The following is a 21,534-nucleotide window of genomic DNA, read 5'->3' as shown; positions in this document are numbered from 1 at the left end:
CGCTCAGGAGGAGGAAGTGGAGGTTTGGCCCTGCGCCCGCGCGGTGTCGTCGGCCAGGTCCTCCTGGCTGCGGTTGGCCTCGAGGTTGGCCTTCGCCCGGTCGACCCGCTCCACGATCTTCACGGAGGCGCGTTCCCGCTCCTTGCGCAGCACGACCCAGCTGATCGGCGCGGAGATCACAAGCGAGAGCAGCAGGATCCACAGGAAGTTCGAGGCGCCGAAGCCGCGCGGGAAGATGCCGGAGTAGACGGCGCCCCAGACGACCACGAGGCAGCCCGCGAAGATACCGAGGCGCATCAGCGTGTAGCGGAGCATCTCAATCCAGTCTTCCGATTCCGAAAAGGGGCACCGTCCAGTGAAGCACGCCCGGTCGCCCGTCCTGGAAGCGGGTGGGACGAATCACCTCAGAGGATTCACCGCAGAGGATTCACCGCAGAGGCAGCAGCATCGTGATGTCGTCCCGGTCGTCCCCGGGCGCCACCCGGATCGCGCCGGGCACCCGGCCGACCTCCTTGTAGCCGCAGGAGGCGTAGAACCGCTCGAGGCCGAGGCCGCCCCGGCAGGTGAGCCGTATCGCGTCGACGCCGTCGAAGCCGCGGGCGGCGTCCTCGCCGGCCGCCAGCAGGTCGCGGCCGTACCCCTTGCCCTGGTGCCGGGGGTGGACCATCACCGTGTACAGCCACACCCAGTGCGTCATCAGCCGGTGGGTGTTGAAGGCGAAGAAGGCGGTGGCGGCCGGCTCGCCCGTCTCGTCGTGCCCGACCAGGAGGCGGTGGCGGCCCTCGGCCATCGCGGCCAGGTGCTTCACCAGCTCGGGGCGTATCTCCTCGCGGGTCACGGGCGCCACGAAGCCGACGGCTCCGCCCGCGTTGGAGACGTCGGTCCACAGGTCGAGGATGCCGTCGCGCAGGGCGGGCGTGACGGCGGGATCGAGCGTGAAGGTAAGGGGCATGCAGGGATGGTACTCATTACGAGAGCTCGCGGGCAGCCACTTTCAGATCCGCCACCAGACCCCGGTACGCCCCCTCACGGTCCTCCGCACGCAGCACCGCGGACGGGTGCACCGTGGGGACGAGCCGCTCCCGCCGCCCGTGGATCTCCCGCTCCAGCACCGTCCCGCGCGCCTCGGTCACCCGGAACGACGACCCGAGCAGCGCCTTCCCCGCGGTGGCGCCCAGCACCACGATCAGCTCCGGTTCCACCAGCGCGAGCTCGGCCGCGAGCCAGGGGCCGCACGCGGTCATCTCGCGCAGGGTGGGCGCCTTGTGGATGCGGCGCTTGCGGGGCTCGGCCTGGGTGAATTTGAAGTGCTTGACCGCGTTGGTCACATACGCCTCGCCCGGGTCGATCCCCGCCTCGGCGAGCGCCTTGTCCAGCAGCTTCCCGGCGGGGCCCACGAAGGGTTTCCCCCGGCGGTCCTCCTGGTCGCCGGGCTGCTCGCCTACGAGCATGACGCGAGCGGCTGTGTCACCCGCACCGAACACCGTCTGCGTGGCGTTCCGGTGCAGGGGGCAACCCCGGCAGCCGGCGGCGGCCTCGCGGAGGTCGTTCAGACCGGCGGCACGGTCCGGTACGAAGGGTTGTGCCGTGTAGGCGTCCTCAGGCGCTCGGGTGGTCACCATGGCGCCCGAGTACCCGCCGTGGGATGCAAGGACCCATGTAGTCCGCGGGTGCGTGGGGGCTGGTAGCGCCCACGCGGCGGAGCCGCATATCGCTACAGCCCCGCGCCCCTGGGTGGGTGCCCTTGCCGCCCGTACCAAGTCCCCGTACCAAGTCACACCCGCATCGGCTGCGGCGACTCCCGGCGCGCCGGGTCCGGGCCCTCGTACTCGCGGATGATCTCGTACCGGGTGTTGCGCTCCACCGGGCGGAAGCCCGCGTCGCGGATCAGGTCGAGCAGGTCGTCGCGGGTGAGCTTGTTCGGGGTGCCGTAGTTGTCCGCGTCGTGGGTGATCTTGTACTCGACGACCGAGCCGTCCATGTCGTCGGCGCCGTGCTGGAGGGCGAGCTGGGCGGTCTGCACGCCGTGCATGACCCAGAAGACCTTGACGTGCGGGACGTTGTCGAACAGCAGCCGGGAGACCGCGAAGGTCTTCAGGGCCTCCGCGCCGGTCGCCATCTGGGTCCGGGCCTGGAGACGGTTGCGGATCTTGCCGTCCTGCATGTCCACGAAGTCGTGCTGGTAGCGCAGCGGGATGAAGACCTGGAAGCCGTTCGTCTCGTCCTGCAGCTCGCGCAGGCGCAGGACGTGGTCGACGCGGTGGCGGGGCTCCTCGATGTGGCCGTACAGCATGGTGCACGGGGTCTTGAGCCCCTTCTCGTGCGCCAGGCGGTGGATCCGCGACCAGTCCTCCCAGTGGGTGCGGTGGTCGACGATGTGCTGCCGGACCTCCCAGTCGAAGATCTCCGCGCCGCCGCCGGTGAGGGACTCCAGCCCCGCGTCGATGAGTTCGTCGAGGATCTCGCTCGCGCTGAGGCCCGAGATGGTCTCGAAGTGGTGGATCTCGGTGGCCGTGAACGCCTTCAGGGACACGTTCGGCAGGGCGGCCTTCAGCTCCCGCAGGGACCGCGGGTAGTACCGCCAGGGGAGGTTGGGGTGCAGCCCGTTGACGATGTGCAGTTCGGTGAGGTTCTCCCCCTCCATCGCCTTGGCGAGCTTCACCGCCTCCTCGATGCGCATCGTGTACGCGTCCTTCTCGCCCGGCTTGCGCTGGAACGAGCAGTACGCGCAGGACGCGGTGCACACGTTCGTCATGTTGAGGTGCCGGTTGACGTTGAAGTGGACGACGTCGCCGTTCTTCCGCGTCCGCACCTCGTGGGCGAGTCCGCCGAGCCAGGCCAGGTCGTCCGACTCGTACAGCGCGATGCCGTCCTCACGGGTCAGCCGCTCACCGGAGCGGACCTTCTCCTCCAGCTCGCGCTTGAGCCCGACGTCCATGCCAACACCTTTCTACGACAACTCGCCCCACGTTACGCCCCCGCTGAACCCCTACATCTCCTCGGGCAGCTCCCCGACCCGGTTCTCCCACTTCGTGGACAGCACGATCGTGGTGCGGGTCCGCGAGACGCCCTTCGTGCCGCTGAGGCGCCGGATGGTCTTCTCCAGCCCGTCGACGTCGGGCGAGCGCACCTTGAGCATGAAGGAGTCGTCGCCGGCGATGAACCAGCAGTCCTCGATCTCCGGCAGGTCCTTGAGCCGGCGGGCCACGTCCTCGTGGTCGGCGGCGTCGGACAGCGAGATGCCGATGAGGGCCGTGACTCCGAGGCCGAGGGAGGCGGAGTTCACGGTGGCGCGGTAGCCGGTGATGACGCCGGCCGCCTCCAGCCGGTTGATGCGGTCGGTGACGCTGGGTCCCGACAGGCCGACGAGGCGCCCCAGCTCGGCGTAGGAGGCCCGGCCGTTCTCCCTGAGGGCCTGGATGAGCTGCCTGTCCACCGCGTCCATGCGATCGAAGCCTTCCGGTGAAATGTTCTTGGAGAGATGAGAGGTACTGCGACTAGCTCAGATGGCACTCAGGTCTTTCGGGTTGCTTCGCCGCCGCCGAGTTCGCCCTGCCAGCGGCGGTAGAGCCGGTGCTCCACGCCCGCCGCGTCGAGGACGCGTCCGGCGACGAAGTCCACCAGGTCCTGGATGTGGGTGGCGCCCGCGTAGAAGGCCGGCGAGGTCGGCACCACGGTCGCGCCCGCGTCGTCCAGCGCGACCAGGTGACGCAGCGTCTGCCCGTTCAGCGGGGTCTCCCGTACGGCGACGACCAGTTTGCGGCGCTCCTTCAGCGTGACACTCGCGGCCCGCTGCAGCAGGTCCTTCGACAGCCCCAGCGCGACCCCGGCCACGCAGGCGGTGGAGGCGGGCACGATGAGCATCCCGCGCACCGGGTACGACCCCGAGGACGGCCCCGCCGCCAGGTCCCCCGCGCTCCAGTACCGCACCCCCGTGACGTCCACCGGGAAGCTGTCGGGCTTGCCGTCGGCCCCCCTGGCCAGCCATTCCCGCAGGTCGTCCCGCCAGTGCGCGTCCCGGAACGAGATCCCCGTCTCGTCCAGCAGCGTGAGCCGCGACGCCCTCGACACCACGAGGTCGACCGGCTCTCCCGCCTCCAGCAGCGCCCGCAGCACCGCTGCCGCGTACGGCGTCCCGGATGCTCCGGACACCCCCACGATCCAAGGCACGCGCTGCGTTTCTCCTGCGTTCACATCTTGAGCGTACCGGCGGGGCGAGTGGTGTTCAGGACGGGTGGGGCGCCGTCCGGGGCAGCCGACCGGGCCCGGCGGTGCATCGCCTTCACCCGAACGGACTACACGGTGAGGCCGCGCACCAGCAGATCGAGCAGCGCGCACACGAACAGGGCGATCCCGATGAACCCGTTGACGCTGAAGAACGCCCTGTTCAGACGGGACAGGTCGTGCGGGCGGACGATCCGGTGCTCGTAGACGAAGGCGCCCGCGACGATCACCAGGCCCAGCCAGAAGAACGGGCCGGCGTGGGTGGCGAGGGCGTACCAGACGAACAGGGCCGTCGTGATCGTGTGGCAGGCCCGCGCGCCCCAGATCGCGGCGGGGATGCCGAAGCGGGCCGGGACCGACATGACGCCGATCTCACGGTCGGTCTCGACGTCCTGGCAGGCGTAGATCAGGTCGAAGCCGCCGATCCAGACGCCGACCGCGAGGCCGAGGATCACCGCGTCCCAGGACCACTCGCCGCTGATCGCCAGCCAGCCGCCGACCGGGCCCATCGCCTGGGCGAGGCCCAGGATGGCCTGCGGGAAGTTCGTGAAGCGTTTGCCGTACGGGTAGACCACCATCGGGATCACCGCGATGGGGGCCAGGGCCAGGCACAGCGGGTTCAGCAGGGCCGCCGCGCCGAGGAAGACCACCAGGGCGATCAGGGCGCCCGTCCAGGCGTGCTTCACCGACATCGCGCCGGTCACCAGCTCACGGTGGGCGGTGCGCGGGTTCCTCGCGTCGATCTCACGGTCGATGATCCGGTTGACCGCCATGGCGAAGGTCCGCAGGCCCACCATGCAGACGGTGACCAGCAGCAGCCGGCCCCAGTGGATGTTGCGGTCCCACTGGTACATCGCGGTGAGGGAGGCGATGTACGCGAAGGGCAGGGCGAAGACGGAGTGCTCGATCATCACCAGGCGCAGGAACGCCTTGGTGCGCCCCGGCTGGGGGATCGCGGCTGACGCGCTGCTCACAGCCCGTACTCCTTCCAGCGGCGGTCGACCTTCGCCGCCGTCTGCGGGTCCGACTCCACCATGTCCGGCCACCCGCCGTCGCGCGTGTACCCCTCCTCGGGCCACTTCTTCGTCGCGTCGATGCCCGCCTTGCCGCCCCAGAACTGCTGGTAGGAGGCGTGGTCGAGGTGGTCGACGGGGCCCTCGACGACCGTGAGGTCGCGGGCGTAGTCGGTGTTGCCGAGGGCCCGCCAGGCGACCTCGTGGAGGTCGTGGACGTCGCAGTCGGCGTCGACGACCACGATCAGTTTGGTCAGCGACATCATGTGCGCGCCCCACACGGCGTGCATCACCTTCTGCGCGTGCTTGGGGTACTTCTTGTCGATGGAGACGATCGCGCAGTTGTGGAAGCCGCCGGCCTCGGGCAGGTGGTAGTCCACGATGTCCGGGACGATGATCTTCAGCAAGGGGAGGAAGAAGCGCTCGGTCGCGCGGCCGAGGGGGCCGTCCTCCGTCGGGGGCCTGCCGACGACGATCGACTGCAGCAGGGGCCGGCGGCGCATCGTCACACAGTCGATCTTCAGCGCGGGGAAGGGCTCCTGCGGGGTGTAGAAGCCGGTGTGGTCGCCGAAGGGGCCTTCCGGGAGCATCTCGCCGGGCTCCAGCCAGCCCTCCAGTACGACCTCGGCGTTCGCCGGGACCTGGAGCGGGACCGTCTTGCAGTCGACCATCTCGATCCGCCTGCCCGCGACGAACCCGGCGAACAGGTACTCGTCGATGTCGCCGGGGAGGGGGGCGGTCGAGGCGTAGGTGACGGCGGGCGGGCAGCCGAAGGCGATGGCGACGGGGAGGCGCTCTCCCCTTCGGGCCGCCACCTGGTAGTGGTTGCGGCTGTCCTTGTGGATCTGCCAGTGCATGCCGATGGTGCGCTTGTCGTGGCGCTGGAGGCGGTAGAGCCCGAGGTTGCGGACGCCCGTCTCCGGGTCCTTGGTGTGGGTGAGGCCGAGGTTGAAGAAGGAGCCGCCGTCCTTGGGCCAGGTGAACAGCGCGGGCAGCCGGTCGAGGTCCACCTCGTCGCCCTGCAGCACCACCTCCTGCACCGGCGCGTTGTCCGGCTTCACCTTCTTCGGCGGTACGTGCGTCATCGCGCCGAGCTTGCCGAAGGCCTCGCGCACCCCGACGAAGCCCTGCGGCAGTTCGGGCCGCAGCAGCCCGCCGATCTTGTCGCTGATGTCGCCGTACGACTTCAGGCCGAGCGCCTTCAGCAGCCGGCGGTCGGTGCCGAAGACGTTCATCGCCAGCGGCATCGCGGAGCCCTTCACGTTCTCGAAGAGCAGGGCGGGGCCGCCGGACTTCTGCACCCGGTCGACGATCTCCCCGACCTCCAGATACGGGTCGACCTCGGCCTTGATGCGCTTGAGGTCCCCCTCGCGCTCCAGTGCCCTGAGCAGGGAGCGAAGATCGTCGTAAGCCATGCGTCCCAGTATCTGCCACCCGCTACCCTGGCCCGGTCACCGGGGCCGTCCCACTTCCCGAGGAGTTCGCGCTCGCATGCTCAGGTATCTGCCGTTCCTGCTGGTCCTGGCGGTGTGGATCTACGCCTTCGTGGACTGCCTGAACACCCCCGAGGAGGAGGTGCGGGTGCTGCCGAAGGTGATCTGGGTGATCGTCATCCTGCTCTTCGGCGAGGTGCTGGTCGGCCCGCTCGGCTGGCTGATCGCCGGCAAGGTGCGCGGTGCCCGGGCGGGCGCTCCGGGCGCGGCCGGGGGCCGCTGGGTGGCGCCCGACGACAACCCGGAGTTCCTGAAGTCGCTGGGCAAGGACGATCCCAAGGACTGAACTCTCCACAACCGCCTCACAGTTGCCCGCTGATTACGACTTGCACCCAGGGCCACCTTGCGTGGTTAATGAGCAGCAGTCAGTGATGGGTCGTGTCATCACCCATACCTCAGGGGGACGTATGAGCAGCACCGAGCCGCCGGTCGCCAGACCCGAACCACCGGGGCACTACGACATCCCGCCACCGCCCGCCGTTCCGCCGCTGTCGGCGACCGCCATCGACCTGCGGGTCGGCAAGCGGCTGCTCTGGGTCGGCGGGGGCGCGTACCCGCTGGAGAACGTGACGCGGGTGTACACCTACCTGCTGAAGCCGAAGCGCAAGGAAGCCACGATGCTCTTCCTGAGGCGCCTCGGGATCATCCTGTCGGTGGCGTTCGCCCTGACGATCCTCGGCGGCATCACGAGCATCGCGAGCCAGAGCGCCGCCGGCGGGATCGTCACGTTCGTGTGGCTGGGCGCGGTGGCCGCGCTGGTGTTCAGCCTGGTCGAGCTGTACTCCGTGCTGACGTCGCCGGTGCAGTACGTGCTGGCCGTGGAGACGTCGGGCCCGTCCATCGCCATGGTGACGAGCCGCGACCCGCACCAGCTGGACGCTCTGGTCGGGTCGATCGTGCACGCGATCGAGAACCCGGAGGCCGAGTTCCAGGTCCGGGTGGAGCGGCTCATGGTCAACCCAAGGAACTACTACTTCGGGGACAACGTCAACATGTACGGCGGTACGGGCAACGTGGGGGTGTCACACGCGTGAGCGGCGACCACTACTACTTCGGTGACAGCGTGACCATGCACGGCGGGCGGGGCAACACGGGCATCGTCAAGAACCAGACGGCGCCCGCCGCGCCCGCCGCCTCCCCCGAACTGCAGGCCGCGATCGGGGAACTGATCGTGCTGGTGGGGCAGTTGCGGGCCCAGGTCCCGGCGGCCAGCGCCCAGGCCATCGACGACTCCCTGCCGGACATCACCGCCGACCCGGACGCGGCGCCGCAGGAGAGGCACCGGGCGCTGATGGCGGTCGCGGGCATCGCGGCGACGGTCGGGGCCGTGGGCCAGCCGGTCGTGGAGGCGGTCAACAAGATCCTGGGGCTGCTGAGTTCGTAGGCACGGCACCGGGCTCCGTGCCGGTGCTCACTCGACGGTGATCGAGTCCAGCTTCTCCCTCAGGTACGCATGGGAGTCGACGGGCGGGTACGCCACCCGCCCCACCGGCGCGGGCACGGACTCCACCCGTGTGCCCGGGGTGCACTCCCCGAAGTACACGAGCGACATCAGCTCCTCGGCGGGCGCGTCCGCGGGCGGCGGCAGCACCCGGTGCCGCCCGGACCGCCACCGGTCACCGGTCCAACGGGCCAGCAGATCACCGATGTTGACCGTGAAGGCGGCGGGATCGTAGGGCGCGTCCGCCCAGCCGGCGCCTCCTTCCGAGGGGTCCGTGTACACCTGCAGCCCGCCCTTGCCGGCCTGCCGGTCCAGGATGGTGACCGTCCCGAAGTCGGTGTGCGGCCCGATCCGGAACTGCCCGGGCCGCGCCTCGCCGACCACCTCGGTCCCGGGGTACCAGTTGATGTTGAAGCCGTACGTCGGACGGTCCATGTGCCGGCTGAAGAAGTCCGGCTCCAGCCCCAGGGCGTGCCCGAGCAGCAGGAGCAGTTCCATCTCCAGCGCGGCCATCCTGCCGAGGTACTCCTCGCACAACGGCCGCAGTTCGGGCACCTCGGCGGGCCACACGTTGGGCGCGTACCACTCCGCATTGACGGCCGGGTCGTCGAACGGCTCCTGTGTGGCGAACGTCAGCGACTCCTTCAGGTCCGGCGGGGTCTCGGTCCCCTCGGCGTACCCGTTGGCCTCCGCGCCCGGCCCCAGCCAGCCGCGCCCGCCGACCCTCGCCTCGTACACCTGCTTCACCTCGGCGGGCAGCGTGAAGAACGCCCGCGCGGCCACCCGGATCCGCGAGCGCAGCACCGGCTCCACTCCGTGCCCGGTGACCAGCAGGAACCCGGCGGTCTGCAGGGCCTCGTCGACGGTGCGGGCGATCCGGGCGCGGGTGTCCCGGTCGCCGTCCCGCCACGGCCGCAGGTCGATGGTGGGGATACGGGGCTCAGTCATCCGCGGTGTCCTCTCCGGTGCCCTCACCGATGTCCTCGTTCCACAGAGCCGGGTTCGCCGCGATGAAGTCGCGCATCAGCGCCGTGCACCCGGGATCGTCGAGGAGGACCACCTCGACGCCGTTCTCCGCGAGCCAGTCGTGCCCGCCGTGGAAGGTGACCGCCTCGCCGACCACCACCCGCGAGATGCCGAACTGCCGGACCAGCCCGCTGCAGTACCAGCACGGGGAGAGGGTGGTCACCATGGTCGTCCCCCGGTACGTCCGCTGCCGTCCCGCCGCGCGGAAGGCCGCCGTCTCCGCGTGCGTCGAGGGGTCGCCGTCCTGGACCCGGCGGTTGTGGCCGCGGCCGAGGACGGTGCCGTCGGGGCCGTAGAGCGCGGCGCCGATCGGGATGCCGCCCTCGGCCAGACCGGCGCGGGCCTCGGCGACGGCGGTGGCGAGCCAGGTGCGTGCCTGTGCCTGATCCATGCCCCCACTCTGGCACTCCGCCCCGGCGATCCGGCGGTCCATGCCGACGCTTCGGCGCTCCTTGCCGACGATCCGGCACTCCATGCCGACACTCCGCCCAATTTCGTAACCCAACGGACATCACGCGATCTGGTCGGAAGCAACCACCTCTTCCTACACTTGAGTCAAGGGGGGATGCGGTGCACAGACGTCTGCACGGGCGTGGGGCCCTGTTCGACACGGATCCGGCCGGGCTCGCTCCGCGGCTGGTGGGCTTGCGCCCGTACCAGCATCGCGCGCATCCGGTCGAGCATCCGAAGGAACTGCCCCTCGTCCTGTTCACGGGGGCCCGGGGGCTGGGCAAGAGCGCGGTGCTCGGCGAGTTACGCGAGGCGTACCGGGGACACACACCGGTCGCGTTGATCGACTGCGCCGACGAACAGTTCGCCCGGCCGCCCGCGGACCGGCCCGCCGAGTCCTGGTCGCCGGTGGCGCAGGCGCTGCTGGTGGTCGCCGAGCAGCTCGCCGAGCCGGTGACCGGTGCCGGGCGGATCCAGTTCCCGCGGCTGATGTCGGGCCTGGTCGCGGTGGCGGCGAGCGGCTGGGGCGACGCCGACTCCGAGCGGATCCGGCGGGAGGTCGAGCGGATCCTGCTGCTGGGCGAGAGCGGGTCCTGGGTCAGTGGCTTCGCCGGGCGGTGGGCGGGGAAGGTGGCGGCGAAGGTCGTCGCCGCCGCGACGGGCACCGGGCCGCTGCTGTCGGGGGCCATCGAGGCCACCCTGGAGTCCGTCGCCGAAGGATTCTCGCACCGGCGGCACCAGAAGGCCTCCGTGTGGTACCGCACGTACCCGAACGCCGGCGGGCACGCCCAGCGCGGGCTGATGCTGCTGGCGGGGCACTTCCGGGCGGGCGGCACCTCCCGGGAGCACGCCGAGCGGTATCTCGTACGGGCCCTGCTCGCCGACCTGACCGAGGCGTACACGGGTGTGCTGCCGCGTATGCAGCGCCTGGGCCGGCCGCTGGTGCTGGTCGACAACGCGCAGGCCCCGCCCGGGCCCGGACTCGTCGACGCCGTGCTGCGGGACCGGGCCGAGGGCATCGCCGACCGGGTGGTGTTCGTCGGCGCCCGGCGCGGTGAGGGCCGCGAGGCACTGCGCAACGCCGCCCGCCGCGGCCTGCCCGAGGTGGCCCGGCGCAGCGGCTGGACCCCGGACGCGGCCGTGCCGTCCTCCCGGGCGCTGCTGGTGTCGCTGCCCGCGCTCAGCCCCGACGACACCCTGCACATCGTCGGCGCGGTCTGCGACGAGACCCCGGTGCCGCCGCAACTTCCGCACGCCACGCACCGGCTGACGGGCGGCAACCCGCTGGGCATCGCCCTGCTCGCCGAGTCGGCCGCGCAGCACCTGCCCGGGGCCACCTCCCTCGGCGAGCTGCTCACCGCCGACGTGCGGCTGCACGAGGACCAGGACGGCGCCCCGGCCTACCGCGAGCTGCTCGACCGGCTGGTGCCCGCCGACCGGCTGGACGAACTCACCGTGCTGGCCGCCGCCCACGACCACGACTCCGCCTGCGCCCTGGCGTCCGCGCTCCTCCCGGACGACTTCGGCCCGTCGGACGTACGGGCCCTGCAGACCCGGCTCGCCGAGGAGGGGCTGCCGGGCGTGCCCGGCCACTTCGTCGGCGACCCCTTCGTACGGACCCTGCTGCTGCTCCGGCTGCATCTGCGGGACGCCGACCACAGCGGCTGGCGGGCGGCGCACGAGACGCTGATCGCGCACTACGCGCCGGACGCCGACGAGGGGTCCGGCCGGGCCGGGTACCGGCTGTACCACGAACTCGCCCTGGGCTCCGCGGACTCGGCGGTCGCGCACCTGCGGGACACCTTCCCCACCGCCGACACCCGCACTTGGCTGCGCACCCTCCGCTTCGTCGCCGCCGCGCCGTACTTCCACGCGCACGACGCCGACGGCCGTGATTTCACCGGCCGGGGCGACCGGCGGGCCGCCGTCGCGCTGGGCCGCACCGACGCGGCGCAGGAGGTGCCGCCGGGCGTGGACGCCGTACTGCACCTGCGGGTGCGGCGGTTGCTGCACTCGGTGTGGCAGCTCTCCGACCCGCTGGTGCTGCCGGATCCCAAGGTGTGCGACCGGCTGCGGTTCGAACTGGAGCAGCTGTCCAACCTGCGGCCCGCGGGCAACGCGCTGCTGTGGCGGGCCTCCCGGGACTGGCCCGCGAGCGCGCTCGCCGGGCGCCCGCTGGACACCTGGGACGACGAGGAAGACGGCGAAGGCACCGCGGGCGGACCGGGCGGGGAGGCGTGATGGCGCGCAGGGGCATGGGCACGTGGGTGCGCGAGGGCGTGTGGGAGATCCCGTTGCGCCGCTATCTGGCGCTGCTGGTCACGGTGGCGCTGCTGGTCGGCCTGGTCTTCGCGGTGCGGACGCTCGCGCACGACGACCGGTCCTGCGCGGCCGGGGTGGTGCGGCCCGAGGGCAGCGACGAGTGCGTGGGCGTGGCGACGGGCGGCTACGACTTCGGGCGGCCGCAGTTCCGGGACGCGGTCCGGGCGATCGAGCGGGAGAACGGGCGGTTGAAGCCCGGCAAGTCCGTGACGGTGGCCCTGATGCTGCCGTTCACCTCGACCGCCCCCGCGAACCTGGCCGACATCCAGCACCAGCTCCAGGGCGCCTACCTGGCCCAGTACCAGGCCAACCACCAGTCCAACGGCGAGGCCCCGGCGATCCGGCTGGTGCTCGCCAACCCCGGGGCCACCGGCGACCACTGGCAGCTCACGGTGGACGAGCTGGACGGCATGACGAGGACCGCGGACCGGCTGCGGGCGGTCGCCGGGGTCGGGCAGAGCACGGACAACAACAAGAAGGCGGTGAAGGAGCTGACCCGGCGCGGGATCCCGGTGGTCGGCTCCTCCATCACCGCCGACGACCTGGCCAACGGCCAGGGCGGCAAGGATCCGTTCCCGGGGCTGGCGCGGGTCTCGCCGACCAACACCGACGAGGCCCGTGCGCTGGCCTCCTTCGCGAAGGTCAGCGCGGGCCGGGCACTGCTGGTCTACGACAAGCCCGGCGACCCGTACACGCGGACGCTGCAGAGCGCGTTCACGGCGCTGCTGAAGGGATCGCGGTACGAGCCCCGGCCGTTCTACCCGCCCGCCGACCGCAGCAAGGAGGGCACGACCGCCAACACGTTCTGGGAGATCACGCAGATCCTGTGCTCCACGCCCAGATCGACCGACACGATCCTCTTCGCGGGCCGGCACACCCAGCTACGGCAGTTCATCAACGCGCTGGGCGGACGCGGCTGCGCCGACCGGAAGTTCACGGTGCTCACCGGTGACGAGGGCTCGTACCTGAGCGGTGACAGGAAGCTGGAGCGCGGCGCCCTGGAGCACAACCTCTCGGTGCGCTACACCTCCCTCGCCCACCCGGACGCCTGGAAGACGGCCCCCGCGTCCGCCACCGGCGGCTCGGCCAAGGACGCGCAGGACCTGGCGCGGCTGGTGGCGGACGGCAGGAGCGGGCCGGTCGGCCCGATCGGCTCGGTGGCGCTGGACGACGGCCAGCTGATCATCGGCTACGACGCCGTACGGCTCGCCGTGCGCGGCATCCGCATGGCCACGCACCGCGGCTCGGGGACCCCGGCGCTGGTCACGGTGGGCCATGAGTGGACCCAGGTGCAGGGCACGCTGCGGCTGGGCGGCGCCGGCGGCTGGATCTGCCTGGACGCGCACGGCAACCCGTACGACAAGGCCGTACCGATCGTGGAACTCGTCCCGGAGGGCGGCTCCCGCTTCGTGAAGACCGCCTGGCCGGAGGGGAAGCCGCCGGGGAAGGAGTGCCTGCCGCCGTCCTAGGAGCGTTCGGGCTTCGGTTCGAACGTGAAGTAGACGCTGAGGCAGTGGGGCTCTTCCTCGCCGTCGAGGACGTCCCAGGAGACGTCGGCGATGCGGACGTCGTGCTCGCTCACCCAGGCTTGTGCCTTCGCGAAGACCTGGGCGGCATGCGCCCCGAGGAAGAGCTTCCGGGCCATCGGATGCACCCCGGTCTCCGCCTCCGAGTCGTCGAAGTCCTCGGGAACGTCCAGGCAGTAGGAGGGGTTCAGCGTCACGGTACCGTCCTCGGCGAAGGGGGTGGCCACCCGCCCGGGGGAAGTTCCGGGCGTGTCACCGTGTAGGACGCCGCGTGGCCGGAAAAGTTGCTTCGGGCCGGCGACCGGGCCGGCCCCGGGTGCTCAGACGCCCGCGTAGGAGTGCTTGCCGGTCACGAAGATGTTGACGCCGTAGTAGTTGAACAGCCAGCAGCCGAACGCGATCATCGCCAGGTAGGCGGCCTTGCGGCCCTTCCAGCCGGCGGTGGCGCGGGCGTGCAGGTAGCAGGCGTAGCCGATCCAGGTGATGAAGGACCAGGTCTCCTTGGGGTCCCAGTTCCAGTAGCGGCCCCAGGCGTCGCCCGCCCAGATCGCGCCCGCGATGATCGTGAACGTCCACAGCGGGAAGACGGCCGCGTTGACCCGGTAGGCGAACTTGTCGAGCGAGGAGGAGGCGGGCAGCCGCTCCAGCACCGACGTCGCGAAGCTGCCGGGCTTGCCGCCGGTCTGCAGCTTGTTCTCGTACGAGTCCTTGAAGAGGTACAGGATCGTGGCGACCGCGCCGACGTAGAACACCGCGCCGCAGAAGATCGCGGTGGAGACGTGGATGTACAGCCAGTACGAGTGCAGGGCGGGGACGAGCTGGTCGCTCGCGGTGTAGAGGACGGTGACCGCGAGGCCCAGGTCGAGCAGGACCGTGGTGATCAGGAACAGGCCCATCCAGCGGACGTTCTTCTTCAGGGCCAGCAACCCGAGGTAGACGGCGACGGCGACCGTGGAGAAGGTGATGTTGAACTCGTACATGTTGCCCCACGGCGCCCGCTCCACGGAGGCCGCGCGGGTGACGACACCGGCCAGCTCCACGAGGAAGGCGAGCACGGTGAGGGAGACGGCGATCCGCCCGTAGAGGTCGCCCTGCTCGTCACCGCCGTGGGCACCGGGGCCGTCCGGCACGTCCCTGGTCCCGGACGCGGAGCGCACGACGACCTTGGGCCGCTCCAGCACCGTGGTGCCCCCGGCCTGCTTCACCGTGACGGCGGGCCCCCCCTTCGCGGCCGTGGTGTCCGACGTGAGCGCGGCGGCCGTGCGGGCCACCTTGCTGCGGCTGCCGAAGAGCCATTCGGCGATGTAGGCGAAGAAGGCCAGGGTATAGACGGCCATCGACGAGTAGATGAGCGTGTTGCTCATGCTCGCGAGGTGTTCGTTGGTGGCGGCGGCGAGAGTCACTGCTGCTCAGCCCCTTCGGCAGGTACGACTTGAGGGTCGGGGGTGGGTGAGGGGTCGTCGGGGTCGGGTGCCCCCGGCGCCTGGTCGTAGAGGATTGCGGCGAGGTCGCCCAGTTCCTCGGGCACCTTGGCGGACTCGCTGCGGCCGAGGCCGGCCATCTCGACGACCGTGACACCGTCGGCGCCGCGGACGGCCCGGACCCAGACGCGGCGGCGCTGGATGAACAGGGACGCGGCGAGACCGAAGATCGCGGCGAGCGCGCCGCCGAGGGCCCAGCCGCTGCCGGGCTCCTGGACGATCTCGAAGCCCGCCCACTCCTTGACGCCCTTCTCGAAGGTGACCGAGCCGGCGCCGCCCGGCAGCTTCATGGTCTGCCCGGGCCTCAGGTTGTCCCTGAACTGCTTGCCCTTGGCGTCCTTGTAGTCCTTCATGTGGGTCTTGTCGAGCTGGTACACGCTCTGCGGGATGCCCGCGTCGACGCCGAGGTCGCCGTGGTACGGCGTCAGGTTCAGCACCGGGTTGTTCAGCGCGGGGAAGGTCGACAGGACCGAGGAGCCGCCGCCGTAGGTCGGCAGGAAGAAGGCTTGGATGCCGAGCTGCTCGCTGACGCCCTGGGCGTTCTTGTAGCCGTCCATGACCTTGATGACGCCCTGCGAGCTGACGTTCCCGTCGAGCGGGAGCAGCGGCACGGCCTCCTTGTAGATGACGTCGCCCTTGCCGTCGCGGACGGTGATGACGGGCGCGTAGCCGTGGCTGACGAGGTAGACCTTGGAGTCGTCGATCTTCAACGGCTCGTTGACCTTGACGGTCGTCGACTTCGCCTTGCCGTCCGCACCCTTGCTGTAGTCGATCTTCGCCTGGAAGGTGCGCGGGGTGCCCCGGTTGGGGCCGCTGGTCTCGTAGGTGGCCTTGAAGTCCTTGAGGTCGAAACTGAAGGGCACCAGGTCGTCGGGGGTGAACATGCTGCCGGACTTGAAGTCGTCGTACATCGGCAGCACGTTGGAGAATCCGGGGTCGCCCTCCACCATCAGCTTGGTGCCGTCCGACTTGTAGAGCTGGCCCGAGGCGAAGGCGATCAGCAGCACGATCAGCGCGATGTGGAAGACCAGGTTGCCCAGCTCGCGGACGTAGCCCTTCTCCGCGGCGACGGCGTCACCGGTGAGATCGGCGCGGAAGCGGTGCTTCTTCAGCAGGGCGAGCGCGGCCTCGCGGACCCGCTCGGGCTCGGCCGTCGTGCGCCACGTGGTGTAGGCGGGCAGCCGGGTCAGCCGCTTGGGCGCGACCGGCGGACGGCCGCGGAGCTGGCCGACGAACTGCCAGGTGCGCGGGACGATGCAGCCGACGAGGGAGACGAACAGCAGGATGTAGATCGCGGAGAACCACACCGAGCTGTAGACGTGGAAGAGCCCGAGCTTGTCGTAGATCGGCGCGAGCACCGTGTGGGACTTGCGGAAGTCGGCGACCTTGGTGGCGTCGACGCCGCTCTGCGGGATCAGCGACCCGGGGATCGCGCCTAGCGAGAGCAGCAGGAGCAGCAGCAGCGCGACCCGCATGGAGGTGAGCTGGCGCCAGAACCAGCGGGCCCAGCCGATGACGCCCATGCCGGGCGCACCGGACAGCTCCTCCCGGGGGGCGGTGGACAGCTGGGAGCCGGCCGCTCCGAGGCCCTGGTCCTCGGCCGCGCCCGTGGAGTCGTCGGCAGTGGTCTTGCTCATGGATCAGATCCCCACAGTGAAGCCGTTGGACCAGGTCTGCATCTCCTGCACCAGACGGTCCCACGCGCCGGTCAGCAGCAGCACACCGGTCAGGATCATCATCGTGCCGCCGATGCGCATCACCCAGACATAGTGGCGCTTGACCCAGCCGAACGCACCGAGGGCCTTGCGGAAGGCGACCGCGGTGAGGACGAAGGGGACGCCGAGGCCGAGGCAGTAGGCGACGGTCAGTACGGCGCCGCGTCCGGCGCTGCCCTGCTGGGACGACAGGAAGGCGACGGCGCTGAGCGTGGGACCGAGGCAGGGCGTCCAGCCGATCCCGAACAGGGCGCCGAGGACGGGCGCGCCCACCAGGCCGGTGGCCGGCCGCTTGTGGAAGCGGAACTCACGCTGGGTGAGCCAGGGCATGAGTCCCATGAAGAAGACGCCCAGGAGGATCATGAGCACGCCGAGCACCTTGGACAGCGTGTCCTTGTATTCCTGCAGTGTGGACCCGAAGAAGCCGAACAGCGCGCCGCCGGAGACGAACACGGCCGTGAAGCCGAGCACGAACAGTGAGGCACCCGCCACCATCCGGCCCCGCCTGGCGTCCCCCAGGTCGGCACCGGTGACACCGGTCACGTAGGAGAGGTAGCCGGGGACGAGGGGCAGGACGCAGGGCGAGAAGAAGGAGACGAGTCCGCCGAGCACGGCGATGGGCAGGGCGATCAGCAGGGCGCCGTTGAGGACGGTCTGGTTCGGGTCCGTCTCCGCGGCGAGCGTCACGAGCGCGCTCACGTCACTTCTCCGCGAGGACCGGCTTGAGCATCTTCAGCAGGCTCTCCTCGCTGAGCGCCTGCAACGCCCGCGCGGCGATCTTCCCGTCCCGGTCGAGGATCAGGGTGGAGGGGATCAGCTGGGGGTTGAGCGTGCCCTTCTTGAAGCGCAGCATCAGCTTGCCGGTCGGGTCGTACAGGCTGGGGTAGGTGATCCCGTGGCCCTTCTCGAAGGCGACCGCGGGGGTGGTGCTGGAGTCCCGGGTGTTGAGTCCGACGAACTGCACGCCCTTGCCCTGGTACTCCTTGGAGACCTTGGCGAAGTAGTTCGCCTCCGCCCGACAGGGCGGGCACCAGGAGCCCCAGACGTTGATGACGACGACCTTGCCCTTGTAGTCGGCGACGTCGAGGGTCTTGCCGTCGACGGTCTTGCCGGACAGGTCGGGGGCGGCGACCCGCTTGCCCTGCGGCACCGTGCCGATGCCGTTCTTGCCGGTGACGAAGTTGGTGTTGCCGCCTCCGCCGGACATGCCGCCGTTGCCGCATGCGGACAGGGTCAGGGCCGCCGTGGCGGCCACGGCGCTGAGCAGGATGGCGCGGCTGCGGGTACTCATGTGAAAAGTTTCGCATGCCCGTTCCGGGGATCTCGGGCACCCCCCTTGCGGGCGGAAAACCGCATTTCAGGCAGCGTCCGACAGGAACCCCTTCCAGCCCCCGGCCGGCTGCTGCCCGACCTCCAGGGTACGCAGCTTGGCGAGCACCTCGGGCTTCTGCACGTCCATCCAGTCCACGAACTGCCGGAAGGAGACCAACCGCACGTCGGCGCCCTTCTCCTTCTCCCGGGCGATGTGCTTGAAGGCCTCTTCGACGGCGTCCATGTAGATGCCGCCGTTCCAGTGCTCGAAGTGGTTGCCGATGAAGAACGGCGCCCGGTTCGTCTCGTACGCCCGCTGGAATCCGGAGATGTAGGCCTGGGCGGACTGCTTCCGCCAGCGCGGGTAGTTGTAGGCCGGGGCCTTGGTGGAGTTGACGGACTGGTTGGCGAGCATGTTGTAGTCCATCGAGAGAACCTCGAAGGAGTGGCCGGGGAACGGTATCTGCTGCAACGGCAGGTCCCAGATCCCCATGCGCTTGACCGGCCACACCTGGCGCCCGCCGGGCGAGGAGGCGTCGTAGCGCCAGCCGAGCTCGCGGGCGGTGGGCAGCAGGTGGTCCTGGCCGAGCAGACAGGGCGTACGGCCGCCGACGAGCTCCTTGTCGTAGTCGAACGGCAGCGCCGGCAGGTTCTTCCAGCCGGTGTTGGTCCGCCATTCCTTGACGAAGGACTTGGCCTGCTCGATCTCGCTCTTCCACTGCTGCGGCGTCCACCACTTGACCGAGCCGTGCGCCTCGCCGCAGAAGTGCCCGTTGAAGTGGGTGCCGATCTCGTGGCCCTCGAGCCAGGCGCGGCGGACGTTGGTCAGGGTGGCCTTGACGTGGTCGTCGGAGAGGTAGCCGATGTCGGAGGCGCCGCGCGGGTTGTTCGGGGGGTTGTACAGCCGTTTCTTCGACTCGGGCAGCAGGTACAGCCCCGAGAGGAAGAAGGTCATGCTCGCGCCGTGCTCCTTGGCGAGGTCCAGGAAGCGCGGGAAGAGGCCGTTGCCGACCTCGCCGGCGCCGTCCCAGGAGAAGACGACGAACTGCGGCGGCTCCTGGCCGGGCTGGAGCGGCTCGGGCTTGCCGGGCTGGTGGGGCTGCTTGCCGGTGAAGGACGTGGAGCCGTCCCCGATGGGGCGGGCGGGGTGTGCACCGCTGCCGCCGCCGGCTTTGCCGTGGCCCTGCGAGTGTCCCTTGCGGGAACCGGAGTTGTGGCCTCCGTCGTCCGACCCGTCGAGCGTTCCGCAGCCGGCGAGTGAGGCGGCGGCCGCGGTGGCCGCGCCGAGGCCGAGCATTCCCCGGCGGGAGAAGGTGCGCATGAGGACCCCGATTCGTCACGTCCTGCTGGTGGTCACCCACTCAGAGGGCGCGACGAACCGGGAGGTTCCTCGGTTTTTCAGATAATCCGCAACAAATATCGCAGGCGTGTCACAGACCCCTGTGACAGATGTCTCAGGCCTCCGTCAGGCTCCGAACGCCTTCCCCTGCTGACCCTTCACCGGCTTCGCACCGGCCAGCAGATGGGCCGGGACGAGATCGCGGGCGGGCTCGGAGTAGCCGACGGAAACGATCCTGTCACCCTGGTATGTGAAAGTCGTCAGGGAGGCGAGCGTGCACTGCCGCTTGCGCGGATCGTGCCACAGCCGCCGCCGCTCGACGTACGACCGCACGATCCAGATCGGCAGCTGGTGGCTGACCAGCACGGCCTCGTGCCCACGCGCCCGGTCCTTGGCCGCGTTCAGCGCGCCCATCATCCGCACGACCTGGTCGACGTACGGCTCTCCCCACGACGGCTTGAAGGGGTTGACCAGGTACTTCCAGTTCTCCGGCCGGCGCAGCGCCCCGTCCCCGACCCCGAAGGTCTTGCCCTGGAAGACGTTCTCGGCCTCGATGAGCCGCTCGTCGGTGCCCAGGTCCAGGCCGTGCGCCTTGGCGATCGGGGTGGCGGTCTCCTGCGCCCGCTCCAGCGGGGAGGCGGCGACGTACGTCACATCACGCGGGGCGAGGTGCTCGGCGACCCGCTCGGCCATCTGCCGGCCCAACTCCGAGAGGTGGTAGCCGGCCAGCCGGCCGTAGAGGACGCCGGTGGGGTTCTCCACCTCGCCGTGCCGCATGAGGTGGACGACGGTGATGTCCTTGCTGTCCTTGCCGTTGCCGTTGCCGCTCATGCCGCCGTGGCCTCCGCCGCCGCTCGGGCCGCCGCCGGAAGGGCGTCGGCGATCTTCTGGACGGCCTGCTCGTCGTGGGCCGTGGAAACGAACCAGGACTCGAAGGACGACGGCGGCAGGTAGACGCCGTCCGCCAGCAACGAGTGGAAGAACGCGGTGAAGCGGAAGGACTCCTGCGCCTTGGCGTCCTCGTAGTTCCGCACGGCGCGGTCGGTGAAGAAGACGGAGAACATGTTGGAGGCGCTCTGCAGCCGGTGCGCCACGCCCTCCTTGGTGAGCGCCTCGGTGACCAGCTGCTGGATCTGCTCCGACACGGCGTTCACCTTGTCGTACGCGGCGTCGTCGAGCAGCCGGAGCTGGGCGAGGCCCGCGGCGGTGGCGACCGGGTTCCCGGAGAGGGTGCCGGCCTGGTAGACGGGCCCGGCGGGCGCGAGGTGCGCCATGACGTCGGCCCGGCCGCCGAACGCCGCGGCCGGGAAGCCGCCGCCCATCACCTTGCCGAAGGTCATCAGGTCCGGCCGGACCCCGTCGACGCCGTACCAGCCGGCCCGGCTGGTGCGGAAGCCGGTCATCACCTCGTCGGAGATGTACAGGGCGCCGTTCTGCGCGCAGGCGTCCTTGAGCCCCTGGTTGAAGCCGGGCAGCGGCGGCACGACGCCCATGTTGCCGGGCGAGGCCTCCGTGATCACGCAGGCGATCTCACCGGGGTGGGCCCGGAACGCCGCGTGCACGGCCTCCAGGTCGTTGTACGGCAGCACGATCGTGTCGCCGGCCTGGGCGCCGGTGACGCCCGGGGTGTCGGGCAGTGCGAAGGTGGCGACGCCGGAGCCCGCGGCGGCCAGCAGCGAGTCCACGTGCCCGTGGTAGCAGCCGGCGAACTTGATCACCTTGGACCGGCGGGTGAACCCGCGGGCGAGCCGGATCGCCGACATGGTGGCCTCGGTCCCGCTGGACACGAGCCGTACCTGCTCGACGGGCTCGACCCGGGCGACGATCTCCTCCGCCAGGGCGACCTCGCCCTCACCGGGCGTACCGAAGGACGTACCGCGTGCGACGGCCTCCTGGACGGCGGCGATGACCTCGGGGTGGGAGTGCCCGAGGATCATCGGCCCCCAGGAGCACACCAGGTCGACGTACTCCCGCCCGTCGGCGTCGGTGAGGTACGGGCCGGTGCCGGAGACCATGAAGCGGGGCGTGCCGCCCACGGCGCGGAAGGCACGCACCGGGGAGTTCACGCCACCCGGCGTGACGGCGGACGCGCGGTCGAACAGTTCCTGCGAGAGGGGCGCTTCGTAGGGGTAGGGCGCTGCCGGCAGCGCTCCCGAGGAGTTGGCTTCACTCATGACCTGCGGCTTCTCCCAC

The 21,534-nt window shown here is 70.5% G+C and carries 23 protein-coding genes; 5 read left to right on the top strand and 18 right to left on the bottom strand.

What is annotated here, in order from left to right:
• Nucleotides 1-3: 3 nt before the first annotated feature.
• The 8 genes from ACFY0F_RS24680 to ACFY0F_RS24645 form a co-directional block, all read right to left on the bottom strand.
• Nucleotides 4-315, bottom strand: a complete 312-nt coding sequence (locus ACFY0F_RS24680) for a DUF4229 domain-containing protein (RefSeq protein WP_388798194.1) — start codon at nucleotides 313-315, stop codon at nucleotides 4-6.
• Between the two features lie 112 nt (nucleotides 316-427).
• Nucleotides 428-952, bottom strand: coding sequence for a GNAT family N-acetyltransferase (locus tag ACFY0F_RS24675; protein ID WP_388798191.1), 525 nt, complete (start codon nucleotides 950-952; stop codon nucleotides 428-430).
• Nucleotides 953-968: 16 nt separating this feature from the next.
• A complete protein-coding gene (locus ACFY0F_RS24670; protein ID WP_388798189.1) occupies nucleotides 969-1,622 on the bottom strand; it encodes a UdgX family uracil-DNA binding protein in 654 nt (217 codons plus the stop codon).
• Nucleotides 1,623-1,774: 152 nt separating this feature from the next.
• On the bottom strand, nucleotides 1,775-2,938 hold the full coding sequence (mqnE, locus tag ACFY0F_RS24665; protein WP_388798186.1) for an aminofutalosine synthase MqnE: 1,164 nt from the start codon (nucleotides 2,936-2,938) through the stop codon (nucleotides 1,775-1,777).
• A gap of 51 nt (nucleotides 2,939-2,989) precedes the next feature.
• The gene (locus tag ACFY0F_RS24660) at nucleotides 2,990-3,445 is read right to left on the bottom strand and encodes an Lrp/AsnC family transcriptional regulator (protein WP_388798183.1); all 456 of its coding nucleotides are present in this window, start codon (nucleotides 3,443-3,445) and stop codon (nucleotides 2,990-2,992) included.
• A gap of 68 nt (nucleotides 3,446-3,513) precedes the next feature.
• Complete coding sequence (locus tag ACFY0F_RS24655) at nucleotides 3,514-4,170, bottom strand: UbiX family flavin prenyltransferase (RefSeq protein WP_388798180.1); 657 nt, start codon at nucleotides 4,168-4,170, stop codon at nucleotides 3,514-3,516.
• Nucleotides 4,171-4,295: 125 nt separating this feature from the next.
• A complete protein-coding gene (mqnP, locus tag ACFY0F_RS24650) occupies nucleotides 4,296-5,198 on the bottom strand; it encodes a menaquinone biosynthesis prenyltransferase MqnP (RefSeq protein WP_388798177.1) in 903 nt (300 codons plus the stop codon).
• Complete coding sequence (locus ACFY0F_RS24645) at nucleotides 5,195-6,652, bottom strand: menaquinone biosynthesis decarboxylase (protein WP_388798174.1); 1,458 nt, start codon at nucleotides 6,650-6,652, stop codon at nucleotides 5,195-5,197. The genes mqnP and ACFY0F_RS24645 overlap by 4 nt, the downstream gene beginning before the upstream one ends.
• Nucleotides 6,653-6,728: 76 nt before the next feature.
• On the opposite strand from ACFY0F_RS24645, the gene ACFY0F_RS24640 reads away from it, so the two are divergent.
• The 3 genes from ACFY0F_RS24640 to ACFY0F_RS24630 all read left to right on the top strand — a co-directional run bounded on the left by ACFY0F_RS24640 (nucleotide 6,729) and on the right by ACFY0F_RS24630 (nucleotide 8,114).
• Entirely contained in the window at nucleotides 6,729-7,016 is a 288-nt protein-coding gene (locus tag ACFY0F_RS24640; protein WP_388798171.1) for a PLDc N-terminal domain-containing protein, read from the top strand.
• A 121-nt stretch (nucleotides 7,017-7,137) separates the two neighbouring features.
• Nucleotides 7,138-7,764 carry a DUF6232 family protein gene (locus ACFY0F_RS24635; protein WP_388798168.1) on the top strand — a complete coding sequence of 209 codons (627 nt, stop codon included), beginning with the start codon at nucleotides 7,138-7,140 and terminating at the stop codon, nucleotides 7,762-7,764.
• On the top strand, nucleotides 7,761-8,114 hold the full coding sequence (locus ACFY0F_RS24630; protein WP_388798165.1) for a hypothetical protein: 354 nt from the start codon (nucleotides 7,761-7,763) through the stop codon (nucleotides 8,112-8,114). Before ACFY0F_RS24635 ends, ACFY0F_RS24630 begins: the two co-directional genes overlap by 4 nt.
• Before the next feature lie 27 nt (nucleotides 8,115-8,141).
• Here ACFY0F_RS24630 and ACFY0F_RS24625 read toward each other — a convergent pair whose 3' ends face one another.
• Nucleotides 8,142-9,119, bottom strand: coding sequence for an isopenicillin N synthase family dioxygenase (locus ACFY0F_RS24625; protein ID WP_388798162.1), 978 nt, complete (start codon nucleotides 9,117-9,119; stop codon nucleotides 8,142-8,144).
• Entirely contained in the window at nucleotides 9,112-9,588 is a 477-nt protein-coding gene (locus ACFY0F_RS24620; protein WP_388798159.1) for a nucleoside deaminase, read from the bottom strand. The genes ACFY0F_RS24625 and ACFY0F_RS24620 overlap by 8 nt, the downstream gene beginning before the upstream one ends.
• Before the next feature lie 179 nt (nucleotides 9,589-9,767).
• On the opposite strand from ACFY0F_RS24620, the gene ACFY0F_RS24615 reads away from it, so the two are divergent.
• Both ACFY0F_RS24615 and ACFY0F_RS24610 read left to right on the top strand, forming a co-directional pair.
• Nucleotides 9,768-11,888 carry a hypothetical protein gene (locus ACFY0F_RS24615; protein ID WP_388798156.1) on the top strand — a complete coding sequence of 707 codons (2,121 nt, stop codon included), beginning with the start codon at nucleotides 9,768-9,770 and terminating at the stop codon, nucleotides 11,886-11,888.
• A complete protein-coding gene (locus ACFY0F_RS24610) occupies nucleotides 11,888-13,438 on the top strand; it encodes a hypothetical protein (RefSeq protein ID WP_388798152.1) in 1,551 nt (516 codons plus the stop codon). Before ACFY0F_RS24615 ends, ACFY0F_RS24610 begins: the two co-directional genes overlap by 1 nt.
• Here the strand turns inward: ACFY0F_RS24610 and ACFY0F_RS24605 are convergent.
• From ACFY0F_RS24605 to hemL, 8 genes are all read right to left on the bottom strand, one after another.
• Nucleotides 13,435-13,692 carry a hypothetical protein gene (locus tag ACFY0F_RS24605; protein WP_388798149.1) on the bottom strand — a complete coding sequence of 86 codons (258 nt, stop codon included), beginning with the start codon at nucleotides 13,690-13,692 and terminating at the stop codon, nucleotides 13,435-13,437. The genes ACFY0F_RS24610 and ACFY0F_RS24605 overlap by 4 nt on opposite strands.
• A gap of 123 nt (nucleotides 13,693-13,815) precedes the next feature.
• Nucleotides 13,816-14,898, bottom strand: a complete 1,083-nt coding sequence (ccsB, locus tag ACFY0F_RS24600; RefSeq protein ID WP_388798146.1) for a c-type cytochrome biogenesis protein CcsB — start codon at nucleotides 14,896-14,898, stop codon at nucleotides 13,816-13,818.
• Nucleotides 14,895-16,613 (bottom strand): cytochrome c biogenesis protein ResB, encoded by a 1,719-nt coding sequence (locus tag ACFY0F_RS24595; protein ID WP_388798143.1) that lies wholly within the window; start codon nucleotides 16,611-16,613, stop codon nucleotides 14,895-14,897. Before ACFY0F_RS24595 ends, ccsB begins: the two co-directional genes overlap by 4 nt.
• 3 nt (nucleotides 16,614-16,616) lie before the next feature.
• Nucleotides 16,617-17,390, bottom strand: coding sequence for a cytochrome c biogenesis CcdA family protein (locus ACFY0F_RS24590; protein WP_388798140.1), 774 nt, complete (start codon nucleotides 17,388-17,390; stop codon nucleotides 16,617-16,619).
• Nucleotide 17,391: 1 nt separating this feature from the next.
• Complete coding sequence (locus ACFY0F_RS24585; protein ID WP_388798137.1) at nucleotides 17,392-17,982, bottom strand: TlpA family protein disulfide reductase; 591 nt, start codon at nucleotides 17,980-17,982, stop codon at nucleotides 17,392-17,394.
• A 66-nt stretch (nucleotides 17,983-18,048) separates the two neighbouring features.
• Complete coding sequence (locus tag ACFY0F_RS24580) at nucleotides 18,049-19,323, bottom strand: hypothetical protein (protein ID WP_388798134.1); 1,275 nt, start codon at nucleotides 19,321-19,323, stop codon at nucleotides 18,049-18,051.
• A 144-nt stretch (nucleotides 19,324-19,467) separates the two neighbouring features.
• Nucleotides 19,468-20,172 carry a histidine phosphatase family protein gene (locus ACFY0F_RS24575; RefSeq protein WP_388798132.1) on the bottom strand — a complete coding sequence of 235 codons (705 nt, stop codon included), beginning with the start codon at nucleotides 20,170-20,172 and terminating at the stop codon, nucleotides 19,468-19,470.
• Complete coding sequence (hemL, locus tag ACFY0F_RS24570) at nucleotides 20,169-21,488, bottom strand: glutamate-1-semialdehyde 2,1-aminomutase (RefSeq protein ID WP_388798628.1); 1,320 nt, start codon at nucleotides 21,486-21,488, stop codon at nucleotides 20,169-20,171. The genes ACFY0F_RS24575 and hemL overlap by 4 nt, the downstream gene beginning before the upstream one ends.
• Nucleotides 21,489-21,534 lie beyond the last annotated feature (46 nt).

Source organism: Streptomyces sp. NPDC001544, from assembly GCF_042894285.1.
Classification (GTDB): Bacteria; Actinomycetota; Actinomycetes; order Streptomycetales; family Streptomycetaceae; genus Streptomyces.
This window is presented reverse-complemented; position numbering and strand designations above follow the sequence as displayed.